At 59.6% G+C, this 18,091-nt stretch carries 19 protein-coding genes; 10 read left to right on the forward strand and 9 right to left on the reverse strand.

Going from position 1 to position 18,091, the window contains the following annotated elements; genetic code table 11:
• Nucleotides 1-95: 95 nt before the first annotated feature.
• Genes AC2FFP_RS10725 through AC2FFP_RS10750 form a run of 6 tightly spaced genes read right to left on the reverse strand, consistent with a single transcriptional unit; the run spans nt 96 to nt 4,062 of the window.
• Nucleotides 96-362, reverse strand: a complete 267-nt coding sequence (locus AC2FFP_RS10725; protein ID WP_496767643.1) for a hypothetical protein — start codon at nt 360-362, stop codon at nt 96-98.
• A complete protein-coding gene (plsY, locus tag AC2FFP_RS10730; RefSeq protein WP_496881022.1) occupies nt 359-964 on the reverse strand; it encodes a glycerol-3-phosphate 1-O-acyltransferase PlsY in 606 nt (201 codons plus the stop codon). The genes AC2FFP_RS10725 and plsY overlap by 4 nt, the downstream gene beginning before the upstream one ends.
• Nucleotides 964-2,244, reverse strand: coding sequence for a dihydroorotase (gene pyrC / locus AC2FFP_RS10735; protein ID WP_496844525.1), 1,281 nt, complete (start codon nt 2,242-2,244; stop codon nt 964-966). The genes plsY and pyrC overlap by 1 nt, the downstream gene beginning before the upstream one ends.
• Entirely contained in the window at nt 2,241-2,627 is a 387-nt protein-coding gene (locus AC2FFP_RS10740) for a hypothetical protein (RefSeq protein ID WP_496844527.1), read from the reverse strand. The genes pyrC and AC2FFP_RS10740 overlap by 4 nt, the downstream gene beginning before the upstream one ends.
• A complete protein-coding gene (locus AC2FFP_RS10745; RefSeq protein ID WP_496844528.1) occupies nt 2,612-3,130 on the reverse strand; it encodes a hypothetical protein in 519 nt (172 codons plus the stop codon). Before AC2FFP_RS10745 ends, AC2FFP_RS10740 begins: the two co-directional genes overlap by 16 nt.
• Nucleotides 3,127-4,062, reverse strand: coding sequence for an aspartate carbamoyltransferase catalytic subunit (locus tag AC2FFP_RS10750; protein ID WP_170415202.1), 936 nt, complete (start codon nt 4,060-4,062; stop codon nt 3,127-3,129). The genes AC2FFP_RS10745 and AC2FFP_RS10750 overlap by 4 nt, the downstream gene beginning before the upstream one ends.
• A 410-nt stretch (nt 4,063-4,472) precedes the next feature.
• Between AC2FFP_RS10750 and AC2FFP_RS10755 the strand changes: the two genes are divergently transcribed.
• The 7 genes from AC2FFP_RS10755 to AC2FFP_RS10785 all read left to right on the forward strand — a co-directional run bounded on the left by AC2FFP_RS10755 (nt 4,473) and on the right by AC2FFP_RS10785 (nt 12,316).
• Nucleotides 4,473-4,811 carry a hypothetical protein gene (locus AC2FFP_RS10755; protein WP_496725778.1) on the forward strand — a complete coding sequence of 113 codons (339 nt, stop codon included), beginning with the start codon at nt 4,473-4,475 and terminating at the stop codon, nt 4,809-4,811.
• 10 nt (nt 4,812-4,821) lie between these two features.
• Nucleotides 4,822-5,589 (forward strand): uracil-DNA glycosylase, encoded by a 768-nt coding sequence (locus AC2FFP_RS10760; RefSeq protein WP_496725779.1) that lies wholly within the window; start codon nt 4,822-4,824, stop codon nt 5,587-5,589.
• Complete coding sequence (locus tag AC2FFP_RS10765) at nt 5,586-6,185, forward strand: metallophosphoesterase family protein (protein ID WP_496725780.1); 600 nt, start codon at nt 5,586-5,588, stop codon at nt 6,183-6,185. Before AC2FFP_RS10760 ends, AC2FFP_RS10765 begins: the two co-directional genes overlap by 4 nt.
• The gene (locus AC2FFP_RS10770; RefSeq protein WP_496881023.1) at nt 6,182-6,802 is read left to right on the forward strand and encodes a LysE family translocator; all 621 of its coding nucleotides are present in this window, start codon (nt 6,182-6,184) and stop codon (nt 6,800-6,802) included. The genes AC2FFP_RS10765 and AC2FFP_RS10770 overlap by 4 nt, the downstream gene beginning before the upstream one ends.
• 6 nt (nt 6,803-6,808) lie before the next feature.
• Nucleotides 6,809-7,351 (forward strand): molybdenum cofactor biosynthesis protein B, encoded by a 543-nt coding sequence (gene moaB, locus AC2FFP_RS10775; RefSeq protein ID WP_496767631.1) that lies wholly within the window; start codon nt 6,809-6,811, stop codon nt 7,349-7,351.
• Nucleotides 7,352-7,457: 106 nt separating this feature from the next.
• Nucleotides 7,458-8,912, forward strand: coding sequence for an efflux RND transporter periplasmic adaptor subunit (locus AC2FFP_RS10780; protein WP_496767628.1), 1,455 nt, complete (start codon nt 7,458-7,460; stop codon nt 8,910-8,912).
• A gap of 5 nt (nt 8,913-8,917) precedes the next feature.
• Nucleotides 8,918-12,316, forward strand: a complete 3,399-nt coding sequence (locus AC2FFP_RS10785) for an efflux RND transporter permease subunit (RefSeq protein WP_496767626.1) — start codon at nt 8,918-8,920, stop codon at nt 12,314-12,316.
• On the opposite strand, the gene AC2FFP_RS10790 is transcribed toward AC2FFP_RS10785, so the two are convergent.
• Nucleotides 12,313-12,732 (reverse strand): NUDIX hydrolase, encoded by a 420-nt coding sequence (locus AC2FFP_RS10790; RefSeq protein WP_496767623.1) that lies wholly within the window; start codon nt 12,730-12,732, stop codon nt 12,313-12,315. The two genes, AC2FFP_RS10785 and AC2FFP_RS10790, sit on opposite strands and share 4 nt — an antisense overlap.
• A 13-nt stretch (nt 12,733-12,745) precedes the next feature.
• Nucleotides 12,746-13,552 (reverse strand): protein-disulfide reductase DsbD domain-containing protein, encoded by an 807-nt coding sequence (locus AC2FFP_RS10795; protein ID WP_496767621.1) that lies wholly within the window; start codon nt 13,550-13,552, stop codon nt 12,746-12,748.
• A 145-nt stretch (nt 13,553-13,697) separates the two neighbouring features.
• Between AC2FFP_RS10795 and AC2FFP_RS10800 the strand changes: the two genes are divergently transcribed.
• Nucleotides 13,698-14,252 carry a YqgE/AlgH family protein gene (locus AC2FFP_RS10800; RefSeq protein WP_109312945.1) on the forward strand — a complete coding sequence of 185 codons (555 nt, stop codon included), beginning with the start codon at nt 13,698-13,700 and terminating at the stop codon, nt 14,250-14,252.
• On the opposite strand, the gene AC2FFP_RS10805 is transcribed toward AC2FFP_RS10800, so the two are convergent.
• Nucleotides 14,253-15,203: an L-threonylcarbamoyladenylate synthase gene (locus tag AC2FFP_RS10805; RefSeq protein ID WP_496767619.1), complete on the reverse strand. Its 951-nt coding sequence runs from the start codon at nt 15,201-15,203 to the stop codon at nt 14,253-14,255.
• Nucleotides 15,204-15,340: 137 nt separating this feature from the next.
• Here AC2FFP_RS10805 and AC2FFP_RS10810 point away from each other — a divergent pair, with 137 nt between their 5' ends.
• A complete protein-coding gene (locus tag AC2FFP_RS10810; RefSeq protein ID WP_496767617.1) occupies nt 15,341-17,044 on the forward strand; it encodes an acyl-CoA dehydrogenase family protein in 1,704 nt (567 codons plus the stop codon).
• Entirely contained in the window at nt 17,044-18,090 is a 1,047-nt protein-coding gene (locus AC2FFP_RS10815; RefSeq protein WP_496881024.1) for an MBL fold metallo-hydrolase, read from the forward strand. Before AC2FFP_RS10810 ends, AC2FFP_RS10815 begins: the two co-directional genes overlap by 1 nt.
• Nucleotide 18,091 lies beyond the last annotated feature (1 nt).

Raw genomic sequence — 18,091 nt, forward strand, 5'->3', positions numbered from 1 at the left:
GGAACCCAAGTGGGCAGGCGGCCCATCACGTTCAAAGCAATCAATTGTGAATGTGCAGGGGCGAAGAGGCACTGTTCACAAATGCAGGGTAGGCCTTAGGTATCGGGCGCGAAATCCAAAACGAATTCGGTGACTTTTTCCGCGGGCATTTCGCAGGGGCGAAGAAGAGATCCACGTTTGGTCAAATAAAGGTTCAGGCTGATGTAGTCGCTGCCGTCCAGTGCGCGTGCGGCAAGTTTCTGGGACTTGCCGCCGGAAAATTCCGTTCGACTGACGATATACCGCCTGCCGTGGGCATGCCCGGTCGACGACCCCTTGGGGATAGCAAAAAAGGCGGTCAGGAAGGCTTCCGAGGCGCTCAAGACTGTCCGATTTTTGGTTCAGTGCCGGATTTGATGCGGGCAATATTCGCGCTGTGGCGCCAATAGACCAACAGGGTCAGGACGCCAGCCAGTAGCAGCGTTTGCGAACCTGTCAGCAGAAGGGCCCAGATAGTGGACGTTGCCGCCGCCGCAAGTGCCGCAAGGGATGAGATGCGCCAGATTGCAGCTGCAACCAGCCAGATCAGGCAACAGGCCACACCGACGCGCCAGTCCAACGCCAGCCAGATACCCAGGAACGTGGCGACCCCTTTGCCGCCCTTAAATCCCAGCCAAACCGGAAAGCAATGGCCCAAAAGTGCGGCCAGCGCCGCAATCTGCGCGGCATCCTCGCCCGCTAGGGCACGCGCCACCAGAACGGCAACCCCGCCTTTTGCGGCGTCGAAAATCAGGGTCAGGGCCGCGGCGGTCTTGTTGCCCGTCCGTAGAACATTGGTTGCGCCGATATTGCCCGAACCGATGTTGCGCAGATTGCCCAAGCCCATCACCTTGGCCAGGACCATGCCAAACGGGATCGACCCTATCAGATACCCAAAGGTTGCCCAGAGGATCAGCTGGGTCGTTGTACTGTCAATGACGGGCATCAGGGTCTCCGGTAAACTTCTTGGCCTGCAACGAAAGTTGCGGTGACCTTACCCTGCATCCGCTGGCCGTCAAACGGTGTGTTCTGCGATTTCGATTTCAGCGAGAACCGGTCCAGCACAAAGGGCACATCCGGGTCAAACAGCACCAGATCCGCAGGCGCGCCTTCGGACAGACGACCACTGTCCAGCCCTAGTCGTTTTGCCGGGTTCAGGGCCATTGCGCGGAACAGTGTCGGCAGGTCCAGCTGCCCGGCATGATACAGACGCAAGGCCGCGGGTAGCAGTGTTTCCAGCGCCACCGCGCCAGAGGCCGCCTCTTCAAACGGCAGGCGTTTGCTTTCCTCATCCTGAGGCGTGTGCATGGAACTGATCGTATCAATCAGGCCGGTCCGCACCGCTTCGATGACCGCTTGCCGGTCATCCTCGGATCGCAGCGGCGGCTTGACCTTGAAGAAGGTGCGATAGTCGGCCACGTCCAGTTCATTCAGCGTCAGGTGGTGGATTGACGTACCTGCCGTGATGTCCAGCCCATTCCGCTTGGCCCGCTCCAGCGCAGGCAGGGCGCGGGCGGTGGTGATCTGGTCGGCGTGATAGGTGGCCCCGGTCATCTCTAGCAGAGCGATGTCGCGGTCCAGTCCCATCCGCTCGGCCATTGGTGAGACGGCGGGCAAGCCACGCAGCACGGCGAATTTACCACTAGTGGCTGCGGCACCATTGCTGAGGATGGGTTCTTGCGGGTGGGCGATGACCAGCGCGCCACAGGCCCGGGCATAGGTCAGGGCGCGGGAAAACACCTTGGTGTTGGCGATCACGTGATCGCAGTCAGTAAAGGCGACGGCACCGGCATCCTGCAGGAATCCGATCTCAGTCATCTCGCGCCCTTCGCGACCTTTGGTCAACGCGGCCATTGGCAGGACGTTGACCGGAGTGTCGGCCTGCGCTCGGCGTGTGACGAACTCCAGACTTTCGGGCGTGTCGATCGCGGGGCTGGTATCGGGGCGGGTCACGATGGTGGTCACGCCTCCGGCTGCAGCGGCCAGACCGGCGGATTTATAGCTTTCCTTGTGCCGCTCACCCGGTTCACAGACCTTGACGCCGATATCGACGATACCGGGGGCAAGGCATTGCCCACCACAATCGACGACCTGCGCCGCAGACGCCGGAGCAACCCCTTCGCCGCGCGCAGTAATCCTACCATCGGATACATGTAGCCAGCCAGGGCTGTCGGTGCCGGTTTCCGGGTCGATCAGGCGGGCGTTGGTGAAAATAGTGTTGTTCATCCCATTGCTCTTTCGATGGCGGCTTTGGTGGCTGCGGGGTCAGCCTGATACTTGATCAGATGCTTGTTGCCACCCTTGGTGACGATCTGGACAAAACTGCCCATGAGGTTGACCGCCTCTATCTGGTTCAGCGCCACATTGCGCGGGCCTGGACCGGTAAGGGTGGTGTCCGTCATCTGCCATGTGGTGGTCAGTTCTTCTGAGGCCAGGTACCATGCGCGAAAGGCGACGGCCGCAAGACCCGCGGGTGCCCCGGTCCAGACGTAGGGGTTTCCGACCAGCCACAGCACGATCATCGCGACAGCCATGGCCCCGGCGGCCAGCCATGTATTCGTGCGGATATACGCGCCTTTGTCGGGGGTGAAGGTCACAGGATCAGCCATAGGATGCCTCCGATGACCACCAGCGCCACCACTGCCAGCATGGCCGACCCAATACGGCCGGGTTTGTCGTCCCGTGGTGGCGTTTGCGGGGCCGAGAACGGTTTCGCGCTTTCTGCTTTAATTGCTCCACCGGTCCAGCTTGTCGCCTCTTCAGTGTAAAGGCCAATCAGGTGCACTTTGGGGTCCGGTTGCAAAGTGGCGGCACGTCCCTGAAAAGCAGCACTGCGCACAACCATGACCCAGCCTTCAACGCTCTCCAGCGCAGCCCAGTCCAGCTGATCTTTGGGAACGCCGCACCCTTCGTTGAGATAGCCATAAAGACCCAGTTCCTCGAGATCTGATACGGGAAAGATGTCGATCTGAACGGGATCCAGACCCTCGACACCCAGAACCTGGTCGGCGGCGCCCGGTTCGCGCAGGAACTTTGCTGCCTCGGGCCGCATGTCCAGCTGAAACAGGCGCAGGACGCCGTATTCGTGGGGGGCGACGATCAGATCACTCATGCTGCCTCGCGCAGGTTGCGGGCCAACAGTTCCATTGCGGCCATGCGAACGGCGACGCCCATTTCGACCTGTTCCTGAATAACGGACCGGTTGATGTCGTCTGCCAGTGTTCCGTCAATCTCGACCCCGCGATTCATCGGGCCGGGGTGCATGACGATGGCGTCGGGTTTGGCCTGTGCCAGTTTCGCAGCGTCGAGGCCATAGCGGTGGTAGTATTCCCGCTCCGACGGGATAAAGCCGCCGTCCATCCGCTCTTTCTGGAGGCGCAGCATCATGACGACGTCGACGTCCTTTAGACCTTCATTCATGTCGTCGTAAATTTCGGCCCCAAAATCTGCGAATTGCGACGGAACCAATGTCGGCGGCCCGATCAGGCGAATGCGGTTTTCCATTTTGCCCAGCAGGATCAGGTTTGACCGGGCAACGCGGGAATGAGCGACATCGCCGCAGATCGCAATGTTCAGCCGGTGCAGGCGACCCTTGGCGCGGCGAATGGTCAGCGCGTCCAGCAGAGCTTGCGTCGGGTGTTCGTGCTTGCCATCGCCGGCATTCAGCACCGCGCAATTCACCTTCTGCGCCAGCAGGTCAACCGCGCCGGAATGCGGATGGCGCACCACCAACAAATCGGGGTGCATCGCATTCAGCGTCATCGCTGTGTCGATCAGCGTCTCGCCCTTTTTGATCGAGCTGGCCTGCATCGCCATATTCATCACGTCCGCACCCAGCCGCTTGCCTGCGATTTCGAAACTGGCCTGCGTGCGGGTTGAGTTCTCGAAGAACATGTTGATTTGCGTCAGCCCTGACAGCACGTCGGAATGCTTGGTCGACTGGCGGTTCATGTCGACATATTTCTCGGCCAGATCGAGAATGGCAGTGATATCGGATTGCGACAGGTGTTCGATGCCAAGAAGGTGACGATGGGCGAAACGCATTGGCGGGCTCCTGTCTGACAATCGCGCCGCTTATAAGAAGCCACGCAGCCCAAGGCAACCTAAGGATCAGATCCTTCTGGCAGTTTCTCGCACCCGCCTTCGGGCAGACACTGTTCGCCGGGCTTGCACCACTTGCCGTATCCGCAGTCGATGGCCTTAACAGGAACACATCCCTGGTTTTTTGAACATTTGAATCCCTGACGGCACTGAGACCCGGTTTTTTCGCAAAGATACCAGCCAGGGCGTGTACATCCGCCACCCGGCAGGCAAGACGATCCGGATCCGCAAATGCGACCGTCGTCACACGTTAGAGAAGGCAGTTCCTGAATGTCGGGCGTTATCTTCTCGCATTCCCCGCGCGCGTTGCAGATGCTACCGCCGGGGCAATCCAGACGCGATCTGCACTTATTTTGCCCGGCTGGGGCGCACCGGGTGCCGCCCGCCACGCAGCGCTCGAATGGGCCGCAGGTTCTGCCGCCACCGCAATAGGTGCCGCCCAGCGGAATGCAGTTCCCGTCAAAGCTGCATCTTTGGCCGCCCGAACAGCAGGTACTGCCGCATTTGAACTGACCGGCACGGCACTGCCCGTATCGGTCCTGAAACTGCGCAGAGGCCGGGCCACTGAGCATGGTCAGCAGCAAACTGATGAGAAAGAATCGCAATACAAACAACATGAATACGCCAATGGTCGGTGCGACGGACCGACCAATCAAGGCCTATTCGCTTTCCCTCCTTCAAAAGGTGGTTAGATTGAGGGTTATGGAATCGGCTTTGGACTATCATACTGCCCGCGCCCTGCTGGAATGGCAGATCGAACTGGGTGCGACGGATGCGATCGGTGATGCACCGGTGGATCGCTATGCGTTGCCGGATTCCGCGCCCAAAGCCAAGAAACCCGCAAAGGCCCAGTCCGCACCAGAAAAACCCAAGCAGCTTGATCCGGTTGCGGTTGCGAAATCTGCGGCACAGGCTGCAGGGACGCTCGATCAGTTGCAGGCGGCTATGGACGCGTTTGATCATTGCGAGTTGAAGCGCGGTGCGCGGCAGTTGGTCTTTGCCGACGGCACCCCGGGTGCGAGGGTGATGATTATCGGAGAGGCTCCGGGGCGCGATGAAGACCGCGAGGGCAAGCCCTTTGTCGGACGCGCCGGTCAGTTGTTGGACCGGATGCTGGCGGCAATTGATCTAAACCGAACCGAAAACGTCTATATCACCAACGTCCTGCCTTGGCGTCCGCCGCAGAACCGGGATCCCAAGCCCGAAGAGATTGGCATGATGAAGCCGTTTCTCGAACGGCACGTGGCCTTGGCCAAACCCGAGGTTCTGGTGGTGATGGGCAATATCAGCTGTCAGGCTGTTCTGGGCAAACGGGGGATCACGCGGCTTCGGGGTCAGTGGGATCAGGCGATGGACTTGCCGGCTATCCCGATGTTCCATCCTGCATATCTGCTGCGACAGCCACAGATGAAGCGGCAGGCATGGGCTGATTTGCTGGAACTTAAAGCAAGGCTGGAGGGCAAGGCATGAAAATCCTCGCATTCTCGGACCTGCATATGGCGCGAAACCGTGCCGCAGACGTCGTTGCATCCAGCGATGAGGCTGATCTGGTTATCGGAGCCGGAGATTATTGCAACATGCGGCGAGGGCTGGATGACGCGATGGCGATGCTCTCTGGTATCAATGCGCCGCTGGTTCTGGTTCCGGGCAATGCCGAAAGTGCAGGTGAACTGACCGACGCTGCGCCTGAAGGCGTGCATGTTTTGCACGGCACAGGCATGACCGTGGATGGGCTGCGTCTGTTTGGCCTTGGTTACGGCGTGCCGGTGACACCATTCGGTGAGTGGTCCTGTGATCTGACGGACCCCGAAGCGGCTGAGTTGCTGGACCGGTGTGAAGGGGCTGACATCCTGATTGCCCATTCTCCGCCCAAGGGTCACGGCGATCTTACATCGACGGGCGATGCGGTAGGTTCGGTGGCGGTCCGTGACGCAATCGAGCGGTTGCAGCCGCAAATTGCCCTTTGTGGCCATATCCATGACAGTTGGGGCTACCGAGGCGCAATCGGCGTGACGCAGATCGCCAATCTTGGCCCCACGGTAAATTGGTTCGAGGTCACCACGTGATTGATACAGTTACACTGCTGGCGTTTATCCCGGCGGCAATTGCCCTGAATCTGACCCCCGGGGCCGACATGATGTTCTGCTTTGGGCAGGGGCTGCGGTCCGGGGCGCGGCCTGCAATCGCCGCCAGCGCAGGTATTTCCGCCGGATCGATGGTTCACGTTCTGGTAGCGGGTCTTGGTCTAGGAGCGGCGGTGGCCACGATGCCCTGGCTGTTCGATGTGATCCGCTGGATGGGTGTTGCTTATCTGCTGTATTTCGCCTGGGGGGCGTTTCGCAATGGGGCGGTCTCTGCGGATGCTCCGTCCGGTCCCACCCAATTGGCATTCCGGGACGGGCTGGTGGTGAACCTGACCAATCCCAAGGTAATTCTGTTCGTACTGGCCTTCATTCCGCAATTCGTAGACCCGGCGGCGGGATCGATCCTGCTGCAGTTCCTGATTTTCGGGTCCATCATTGCGTTGGGCGGATTTGTGGTGAACGGGCTTGTTGGAATATTTGCCGGTGGTGCGGGGCGGGTGCTGATCGCGAACCCGCGCGCCTCACGCATCATGGGCTGGGTGACCGGGGGGATCTTCACAGCCCTCGCCATCCGGCTTGCCATCTTGGAAAGGGCCTGAGGAAACATGTCGCGCATTGATGAGACCAAAGACTTCATTCCGGTCCGTATCGCCGTGCTTACCGTTTCGGATACGCGGTCGATGGATGAGGACAAATCCGGCCAGACACTTGTTGATCGCATCGAAGGAGCAGGGCACAGGGTTGCCGATCGCCGCATCATACAGGATGAGCGCACTCAGATCGCCGATCAGTTACGTGTCTGGATTGCGGATCCTGAGATAGACGTGGTGATTTCAACCGGTGGTACGGGCCTGACGGGCCGCGACGTAACGGTCGAAGCGCATCGCGATGTCTATGAGAAGGAAATCGAGGCTTTCGGCACGGTGTTCACAATCGTTTCAATGGAGAAGATTGGTACGTCGGCCGTGCAATCACGTGCGACCGGTGGGGTCGCGGGTGGCACCTACCTGTTTGCATTGCCCGGCAGTCCCGGTGCCTGCAAGGACGCCTGGGACGGGATATTGGAGAAACAGTTCGATTATCGCCACCGTCCCTGCAATTTCGTCGAAATAATGCCCAGATTGGACGAACATTTGCGACGGAAGTAGACTGGTCGCACGTTAAACCGATCATAACCGCTTTGTGGCTTGGCATTTTTTGCTGCCCAGCTACCTTTTGCTAATGGCAGCCTGATGCAACCGGGGTGATTTATATATGCGATTTCTGAGGCAAAGCCTTGTTGGAGTCTTTTTGACGTCGTTGACGGTGGCCCTGTTGTTTGTGGCTGCGCAGATGATTTCGGGTGCCGTGCAAGACGTTCTGACGCGGGAAGAATCCGCGCCGCAGGCGCGCGAGCGTGTCTTTGCCGTTTCTGTTCGGTCCGCGGAATTGGAAACCGTCACCCCATATCTCGAAGCCTTTGGCGAGGTTCAAAGCCGTCGCAGGTTAGAACTGCGCGCCGCGCTAGGCGGGCGTGTTGTCGGGCTGGCCGAAGATTTTGAAGATGGCGGTGTGGTAACAACAGGCGAAGTCCTGGTTGAACTTGATCCCGCAGACGCCCAGTCCGCGTTGGACCGGGCAAAATCTGATTTGTTGGACGCGCAGTTTGAAGAGCGTGACGCGGAGCGGTCGCTGCTGCTGGCGCAGGATGAATTGAATTCGGCCGAGGCACAGGCAGAGCTGCGTGGGCGCGCCCTGCAGCGTCAGCAGGATTTGCAGACACGTGGCGTCGGGGCCGCAGCATCTGTGGAAGAGGCAGAGCTTGCAAAAGCAGCTGCGCAGCAGGCCGTGCTGGCGCGGCGGATTGCGCTGGCTCAGGCAGAATCCCGCGTCGATCAGGCGACCACCCTGTTGTCACGAGCCCGCATTGCGCTTGAGGCTGCTGAACGCGATCTGGATGATATGACAATCCGCGCCCGGTTCGGGGGCACATTGACGGATGTAACGCTAGTCGAAGGACGGCTGGTGTCCGCGAACGAAAAGCTGGCGGAACTTGTCGACCCCAATGCGTTGGAGGTGGCATTCCGCGTCTCAACCGCGCAATACGTCCGATTGCTGGACGCAGCCGGTGATCTGATCGACGCACCGGTGACAATCTCGCTTGAGGTCACGGGCACCGACCTGACCGCACAAGGCCGAATTAGCCGCGACAGCGGATCGGCGGGCGAAGGCCAGACCGGGCGTTTGATCTATGCCCGACTGGATGAGGCGTCGGGGTTCAAGCCGGGTGACTTTGTTACTGTCACCGTGCAGGAACAACCGTTGGACAACGTAGTGCGGTTGCCATCGTCGGCCTTGGATGCGGTCGGAACGGTGTTGGTTTTGGATGAAAATGACAGGCTCGAAGCGCTTCCGGTGCAACTGATCCGGCGCCAGGGCGATGAGGTTTTGCTGCGCGGCGATGGGCTGGCGGGGCGTGAGGTCGTGATCGGCCGGACACCTCTACTGGGATCGGGCGTACGTGTCCGGCCCCTGCGGATAGATGACAGCGCCGGGGCTGCACCGGATCTGGTTGAGCTGTCCGAGGAACAGCGCGCCCGGCTGGTCGCTCAGGTCGAGGCCAGCACGCGCATGTCAAAGGACGTCAAAGAACGGGTTCTGGGTCAGTTGAGCGAGGCCAAGGTGCCCGCCGCGCTGGTTCAGCGGCTTGAAAACCGGGCGGGGGGTTAAGCGCCATGATGCGCGAGATCCCCAGCGCGGCAGGCGGCATCCTCAGTTACTTCACGCGTCACAGAACGGTGGCAAACCTGCTGCTGCTGGTGATGCTGGTACTGGGTGCGGCGGCAATCCCGAATATGCGGGCGCAGTTCTTTCCCGATGTGGTTTTGGAACGTGTCGACGTGAGTGTGGACTGGGATGGGGCCGGTCCCGAAGATGTGGACAACGGGATCATTCAGGTGCTTGAACCCGCCTTGCTGGCGGTCGAGGGTGTCGCCAGCACCGAAGCAACCTCGCGCGAGGGGCGCGCCAGCATTCGGCTGGAGTTCGAGCCGAACTGGGACATGTCCCGCGCTGTCGAAGAGGTCCGGACTGCCGTCGACAGTGTAACCAGCCTGCCCGACGATGCCGAAGAACCGACAATCCGGCGGGGCGCCTGGCGGGATCGGGTTACAGATGTGGTTGTGACAGGGCCTGTCGATCCTGATCAACTGGCCAAGTTCACGGACGAGTTGATCAACAGATTGTTCGCGGTCGGGGTGACGCGCACCACAATCCGGGGGCTTGCCGCGCCACGCATCGTGGTCGAGATACCGACCGCACAACTGATTGCCAACGACATCACACTGTCCGAGGTCGCATCGGCCGTCGCGGCTGAGGTCAACGCAAACCCCGCAGGCGATGTTACCGGGGCGAATGCCCGCATCCGTACAGGTACGGAAAAGCGCACACCCGAAGAAATCGAAGGCATCGCCCTGCGCAATTTTGCGGATGGATCCAAGTTGCTGGTGGGTGATGTGGCGCAGATCCGTGTGGAGGGGGTCAATCGCAATCGCAGCTACTTCGTGGGCGAAAATCCGGCGATGTCCGTGCGCGTAGATCGCTCGAATCTAGGTGACGCGATCGAAATTCAGCACACCGTCGAAGACGTCGTAAAGGAAATGCAAGCCAGCGTTCCCGAAGGGGTGACGATCGAATTGATCCGAACCCGCGCCCAGGCGATCACCGATCGTCTGGATATTCTGGTCGACAATGGTCTCGTCGGATTGGGCCTTGTTGTCTGTTTGCTGTTTCTGTTCCTGAACGCGCGGATTGCCTTTTGGGTCGCAGCAGGTATTCCGGTTGCCATGTCTGCCGCGATCGCCTTCATGTATATCGGCGGGCTGTCCATCAACATGGTGTCCCTGTTCGGCCTGATCATCACGCTGGGCATTGTTGTGGATGACGCCATCGTCGTGGGTGAACATGCCGATTTTCGCGCGCGCCGGTTGGGTGAGGCACCGATGGTGGCCGCTGAACGGGCGGCACGGCGTATGGCGATGCCGGTCTTTGCGGCGACCCTGACGACCGTGATCGCCTTTTTTGGTCTGACCCTGGTTGGCGGCCGGTTTGGCGAGTTGATCCGCGACATCCCCTTTACTGTTATCGCGGTATTGATTGCCTCACTGATCGAATGCTTCCTCATTTTGCCAAACCACATGGCGCATGCCATCGCGCATTCCACCAAAGAACACTGGTATGATCTGCCCAACCGCGTGGTCAATCGCGGGTTCCGCTGGGTGCGGGACCATTTGTTCCGCCCATTGATCGCCTGGGTCGTCTGGGCACGCTATGTGGTGGTTGCCATGATGGTGGTGATCCTGGCGAGTCAGATTGCCCTGTTCATTCGCGGCGACGTGAACTGGCGGTTCTTTAACGCGCCCGAGCGTGGCTCGGTCACGGGCAACTTCATAATGGTCGAAGGTGCCACCCGCGCCGAGACTGTGGCCATGATGCACGAGTTGCAACGTGCGACCGAAGAGTTGGGCCAAATCTATGAAGACCGCCACGGTCGCAACCCGATCGACTATGTTCTGGCCGAGGTCGGCGGGTCCGCAGGTTGGGGGCTGGCTGCTGCCGATGGTAAAGATGCTGATTTGCTGGGTGGTATTTCTATCGAGCTGATTGATGCGGATCTGCGCCCCTATTCCAGCTTTGAGTTTGTGGGTGAGTTGCAGGATTTTGTTCCTCGCCACCCGAAGGTCGAACTGCTCAGCTTCCGGGGATGGCGCTCGGGTCCCGGTGGTGATGCCATTGATGTCCAGTTCTATGGCGCGGATGTGAACACGCTCAAATCTGCTTCCGAGGATTTGCAGAACGAGCTGTCAAAATATCCCGAGGTTTCGGCGCTGGAAGACAACCTTGCCTATGACAAGGAAGAGTACATTCTGGACCTGACGGCACAGGGTCAGGCGCTGGGGTTCCGGATTGAAACGCTGGGTCGTGTGTTACGGGATCGTCTGAACGGGATCGAGGCGGCGACCTTCCCGGATGGCCCGCGCAGTGCCGAGATCAGGGTAGAGTTGCCTGAGGGAGAGCTGACCGCCGATTTCTTGGAGCGCACTCTGATGCGTACACCCGATGGAGTGTATGTGCCGTTGGCCGATATCGTTTCGGTCGAGCGAAAGTCCGGATTCTCGACCGTCCGGCGCGAAAATGGCCTGCGTGTAATCTCGGTAAACGGTGACATATCGGAAGACGATCCGACGCGCGCGGCAGAGATTGCACGTGCCATGGGCGAGGAAATCCTGCCTAAAATTGCCTCGGAACGACAGGTCGAATGGCGCATGGCCGGTTTGAGCGAACAGGAAGATGAGTTCCTGTCCGAGGCCCGTACTGGTCTGATCCTGTGTCTGACAGGGATCTATCTTGTACTGGCCTGGGTCTTTGCCAGCTGGACGCGGCCACTGGTGGTGATGGCGATTATTCCCTTTGGATTGGTCGGCGCGATATGGGGACACTATCTGTGGGACGTCCCGCTGAGCATGTTCACGGTTGTCGGCCTGTTGGGGATGACGGGGATCATCATCAACGACTCGATTGTTTTGGTGACGACCATCGACGATTACCAGAAAGAGCGCGGGCTTGTGCCTTCGATTGTCGAGGGCACCGCAGACCGGTTGCGGCCTGTGATGCTGACGACGCTGACCACAGTTCTGGGTCTGACCCCGCTACTGTATGAAGGGTCGCAACAGGCGCAGTTTCTGAAACCCACCGTCATTACTTTGGTCTATGGGCTGGGCTTTGGAATGTTGCTGGTCCTGCTGCTGGTCCCGGCGTTGCTTGCGATTCTGAACGATCTGTCCCGCCCAATGACAGCGATGCGCCGGGCGGCACGCGCCCCGGACCGAGTGGTGCAGGCGGCTTTGGCATGTACGGGTCTTACCGTGCTTTTGTGGTTTGCGCTCACGATGGTTTGGCCCGTGTTTTACGGCGCACCTATCGGGGTCTTGTCCGGGCTTTATGCACCCGACGACGGCATGGCCATTCTTCGCATGGGACTGGGTGCCTTCGTTGCGGGTGCTGCGCTGATTTTGTGCGTCAGCGTGATCATCTCAAGCCTGCTTTATGTCCGGCTAAGAAGACCTGCGACTTAAGCCCGCCGCAGCGCAGTTTCCAGTAAGTCGATGACGCGGTTACTCATCTCCAGTTCACCGCGGCGGATCTGATCCACCGGAAACCAGCGGGCGTCCAGCGCATCGTCACCCGCCAAGGGCCTGCCGGATCGATACTGACAGGCAACCCCCACCAGCAGGTAGTGGGTCAGGACTTCGCCACTGTCGTCGAGGCGCAGTAAATCGAGATTGTCCAGATAGTGCTGTGGTTCAGCGATGACTGAGGTCTCCTCGCGCAGCTCTCTTTGTGCGGCCTCAAGAACGGTTTCGCCCCATTCGACATGGCCACCGGGAAAGCCCCACAGGCCAGCATCGGGTTGCTTGCTGCGCTGCACCAGGAGCACATGGTCCTGATGCAGAACAACCGCCAAGGCGCCGATTTTCGGGGTTTGTGTCATGAAATCACCGGGCTCAGCCTGCGCTGCATCCCCGAATGTCGACCGCGTGATTTGCACCCAACACGGTGATCCGAATTTCCGACCGATCCAGCGCAAATGGCCCGCCTGTTGCGTTGATCACCTCAGAGGTTGCGATCAGAGTATTCCCGGTCCGCGTCGTCTCGGTCTGCGATGCCCACAACGCAGGGTTCCCCGGCTCAATCACCGCAACCTCGCGCCCGCCGGCAGAAGGCATTGTCACCCGTGCCTCGATCTGCATCCCGTCGGCTGTTGGCGACAGGTGACAGCTTGCCTGGGCCACGTTGGCTTCTCGTTCAGAAAAGGGTCTCTGGGCAAGCGCTGCGGCGATGGTCGGGTTGCGCCCGGCTTCTGCGTCCAGAGTATGGTCGAATTCCAGTTGTTCGGGGATACAGACATCCTTGCAGACGCCGAGATCCATTGTTCCTTGCAGCCGTACGGGCCGCGCCGGGTTTTTCGGCGTGATCTCGACCGGCAGAACCAGTTGGTTTTCATAGCCAATCGATTGCAGCCCGTTCTGGTCAAAGACATCCGGTGCGGGCCACGTAATCGACACTTCGCCAACATTGTCCGAGCGGTTCCAGTTGAACTCCGGCGGGATCCCGGCATCCCCCGGCGCACGCCAATAGGTTTTCCAACCGTCTTTCAGCGTCACGCGCACGGCGCTCAAATATGTACCCTTCGCTGTACGTCCGCCGTCCAGAATGTCCAACTCAGCAACAGGGCCTTTTACCTGCGCTGTCGCAGGTAAGGCCACGCCGATGGTAAGGGCGATCGCCGGAAATATCTTTTTAACGCTCATGGTTCATAAATGCGCGGTTGCGGCGCAGATTCCAAGTCACGTTCCGGTCACTGGGATGAAATCTGCGGAAATGTGCTCTGATCCCTTGCCATTCCGGGTGACCAAAGGTCATTGTTGAAACAGACCTGCTAAGAGATGTCGGCCCATGGATCTTACCGGAAAACTGTTGATTGCGATGCCCGGCATGGGCGATCCGCGTTTTGACCATTCAGTGGTGTATCTGTGCAGCCATGGTGAAGATGGTGCTATGGGGTTGATTATCAACAAACCTTCGGACTTGCGGCTGAAAACTCTGTTGAGTCAGCTCAACATCCCTTGCCGGATTCCGGTCGTGGGTGAACGTTTGGTCCATTTCGGCGGCCCGGTTGAGATGTCGCGTGGTTTTGTCCTGCATAGCTCGGATTACGAGGCGAACTTGCATTCCATGCACATCACGGATGAGTTCAGCATGACCGCAACGCTGGATATCCTCGAGGATCTTGCCTCGGGGCGCGGGCCTTTGAACTCCACTTTGGTGCTAGGCTATTCAGGCTGGGGGCCCGGTCAGCTTGAGGATGAGATTGCGATGAACGGCTGGCTCACGACCGAGGCGTCGTCCAAGCTGGTCTTCGATGTAGCCGACGATGAAAAATGGGGAGGTGCGCTTGCGACTTTGGGCGTTGACCCCTTGATCCTGTCAGCCGAGTCCGGGCGCGCCTGATCAGCCGTTACGCGGGGCCGCAGCGCGGCGCAGACGGTCGTTAATGGCCGCACCCAAACCATGTATCGGAATGGGCGTCACAGCAATTGGTCTGCCGGTGTCGTTCAGGCTGTGCAGCGCGGCGAACAGGTTGGCAGCGGCCTCGGCAAGATCACCTTTCGCTGACAGGTTCAGATCGCAGTCTACCGCGCCAAACCCCAGCAGAACTTCGTCGCCTTGGGCGGTGCCGGCGTTCAGACGGACGGGCGCATCCGGCGCATAATGCGATTGCAACTGACCGGGCGCGTTCAGCGCATCACCCGGTTGGTGGTGGTGCAACTGAGTCTTCAGAACCACCTCGATCTGTTCCAGCGCAACACCGCCGGGGCGCAAAAGGGCAGGCTCGCCCGCTAGACCCACAATGGTGCTTTCCAACCCGACCCCGCATGGGCCGTCATCCAGCACCGCGGCAATGCGCCCATTCAACCCGGACAGGACGTGCGCGGCGGTTGTTGGGCTGATTTGTCCGGATGGGTTGGCAGAAGGCGCGGCGACCGGGCCGTCAAACTCGGACAGCAACGCGCGCGCCGTAGGATGGGCTGGAACCCGCACCGCGAGCGTGTCTAGCCCGGCAGTTACCAGCGAGGATATCCCGTGATCCGGCCGCAGCGGCAACACCAAAGTCAGCGGCCCGGGCCAGAACGCGGCCGCCAAAGCCTCGGCATTATCGGACCATGTCACGAAACGCCGTGCAGCTTCGGCCGAAGCTACATGCGCAATCAGCGGGTTAAAACTGGGTCGTCCCTTGGCGGCATAGATGCTTGCCACTGCTTCTCCGTTACGGGCATCGCCGCCCAGGCCGTAGACCGTCTCGGTCGGGAAAGCCACCAGAAGACCCTGGCGCAGCAAGTCTGCCGCCTGCGCGATTCCGGCAGGATCGGCGTTTAATGTCAGAGTGCCGTTGGGGATCATTGGTGGTGACGCCGCGTTTTGATTGCGTATAGCATTTAGACCGATACCTAATCGGTGGAACCCAGATGCATAAAGGTGGGCGGTGGAAATTCCAAGCCCGTCAGCGTAAACGCAATCAGACAGCCCAGAGGGAAGACATGCCATATCGCGCCCCAATCTCTGATTATGAATTCTTGTTCCGCCACGCGGTCAATTTTGACAAGATCGCTGCTACCGAGAAATTCTCGGAAGCCAGCGACGATGTGGTCAGTGCCATTCTGACCGAAGCCGGAAAACTGTGCGAAGAGGTGATGGCCCCTCTGCAACGCCCCGGTGATCTTGAGCCCGCGCGCTTGGAAAACGGCGTGCTGCGTACCTCGACCGGGTATGCTGATTGCTGGAAAGCCATAGCCGAAGGCGGCTGGGTCGGAATGAGTGGTGATCCGGATTATGGCGGCATGGGTCTGCCGATGACGTTGACCACCGCCGTGAATGAAATGATGTCTGCCGCCTGCCTTTCGCTGCAACTTGCGCCGCTGATGACACAGGGCCAGATCGAAGCTCTGGAACATCACGCCAGCGATGAGCTCAAGGCGCTCTATCTGCCTAAGATGATGGCGGGTGAATGGTCGGGGACGATGAACCTGACCGAGCCGCAGGCTGGGTCAGATGTGGGGGCGTTGACATCAAAAGCGATCTCGAATGGTGACGGCACATATGCCATCACGGGGCAGAAGATCTTTATCTCATGGGGTGACAACGATTTTGCTAAGAATGTCTGCCATTTGGTACTTGCGCGCCTGCCCGATGGCGTTCCCGGAACCAAGGGTATTTCGCTGTTCCTGGTGCCCAAACTGCTGCCAGATGAGAACGGCAATCCCGGTGTGGCCAATGACCTGAAGGTCGTATCGGTCGAGCACAAGATGGGCCTGCACGGCTCACCAACCTGCGTGATGCAGTTTGACGGTGCCAAAGGCTGGCTTGTAGGCAAGGAACATGGCGGCATGGCCGCGATGTTCACCATGATGAACAACGCGCGTCTGGGCGTCGGTGGTCAGGGTGTGGGTGCAGCCGAAGGTGCCTATCAGCACGCGCTGGCCTATGCGTTGGAGCGGAAACAGGGCAAAACCCCCTCGGGCACCATTATCGACCACGCGGATGTGCGTCGGATGTTGATGAGCATGCGTGCTGACACTTTCGCTGCGCGTGCGATTATGCTGGCCAACGCCGCAGCCATCGATATGGCCAACGCAACGGGCGACGCCGATTGGATGTCACGTGCCGCTCTTTTGACGCCGATTGGCAAGGTTTTTGGCACCGAGACGGGAATGCGCGTATCTGAGACCGGTGTTCAGGTCCATGGCGGTATGGGCTTCATCGAGGAATCCGGTGCGGCTCAGTATTATCGCGACGTCCGCGTGACCGCGATCTACGAGGGCACCAACGGTATTCAGGCGATGGATTTGGTGGCGCGCAAGATGATGGATGGCGGAGAGGCGGCCGCGCGCCTGCTGGATGAGATCGAAGATCATGCAGAACAGGCCCGGGCGACCATGCCCGAACTGGCTGGCCCCGTCTGGGAAGCCACCGAAAGCCTGCGCGAAACGACCGAGTGGATGGTCGCGCAGTCCGATATGAACAACAGATTTGCCGGTGCGGTGCCGTACCTGCACGCCTTCGCCCGTGTACTGGGTGCGCATTACCACCTGAAATCTGCTTTGGCTGAACCAAATGGCCCACGCTTAAAACTGGCCCGGTATTATATCAATGCACTGTTGCCTGAATACGCTGGGCTGTTGGTACAGGCTCAGACCGGCGCAGACGATGTGTTCGGTCTAAGTGCTGAAGAGCTTGTAGTCTGATGGACGGTGATACCCCTTTGGCGATCAGATATCCCTGGTCTGAGCCTCCGGCCGAAGGCGAGGCGTCCGAGATCGCCGAAGGTGTCCTGTGGATGCGTTTGCCGCTGCCCATGGCGCTGGATCACGTTAACATTTATGCGCTGGACGATGGTGACGGCTGGACAGTGATCGACACAGGAATGTCGTCGAAAAAAACACGACGCATCTGGGAAAAGCTTATGGCAGGCCCGTTGGCGGGCAAGCCCATCAAGCGGGTGGTCGTGACCCACCATCACCCCGATCACGTGGGCAATGCGGGTTGGTTTCAATCTGAGCATGGTGTGGAACTGGTGGCGTCGCGCACCGCCTGGCTGTTTTCGCGGATGCTGCAGCTGGACGTTCAGGAAAGCTGGCCGCAGGAAACGCAGGACTACTACCGCAGTGCAGGAATGGCACCCGACATTCTGGCCAAGCGGATGGCCGAGCGCCCCTTCAACTATTGCGACACTGTCTATCCGATGCCGTTGGGGTTCACCCGGATCAAGCAAGGTAGCGTGATCCGCATGGGTGGGCGCGACTGGGATGTCCACATGGGCAACGGCCATGCCCCCGAACACGCCACGTTCTGGAGCCGAAACGACAATCTGGTGATCACCGGCGATCAGATCCTCAGTTCGATCAGTCCCAATCTGGGTGTCTATGTCACCGAACCTTTGGCGGATCCGGTTGCGGAATGGCTTGAGGCCTGCGAACGGCTTCAGGGGCTGGCGCGACCCGATCATCTGGCGCTGGGCGGGCACAAGCTGCCATTCACCGGGCTGCCCATCCGGATGAGGCAACTGATCGACAACCACCACAGTGCATTGGATCGTTTGGAAAAGTATTTGGACCTGCCCAAGACCGCTGCCGAATGTTTCATGCCCTTGTTCAAACGGCAGATCAGCGGTGGCGAGTATGGGCTTGCGCTGGTCGAAGCGGTTGCACATCTGAACCATCTTTACCACATTGGAGCTGTCACCCGGACGCGCCGCGCGGACGGGGCGTGGGAGTTTCAGCGCAAAGGGTAAA

The organism is Ruegeria sp. YTSC004 (assembly GCF_059609805.1).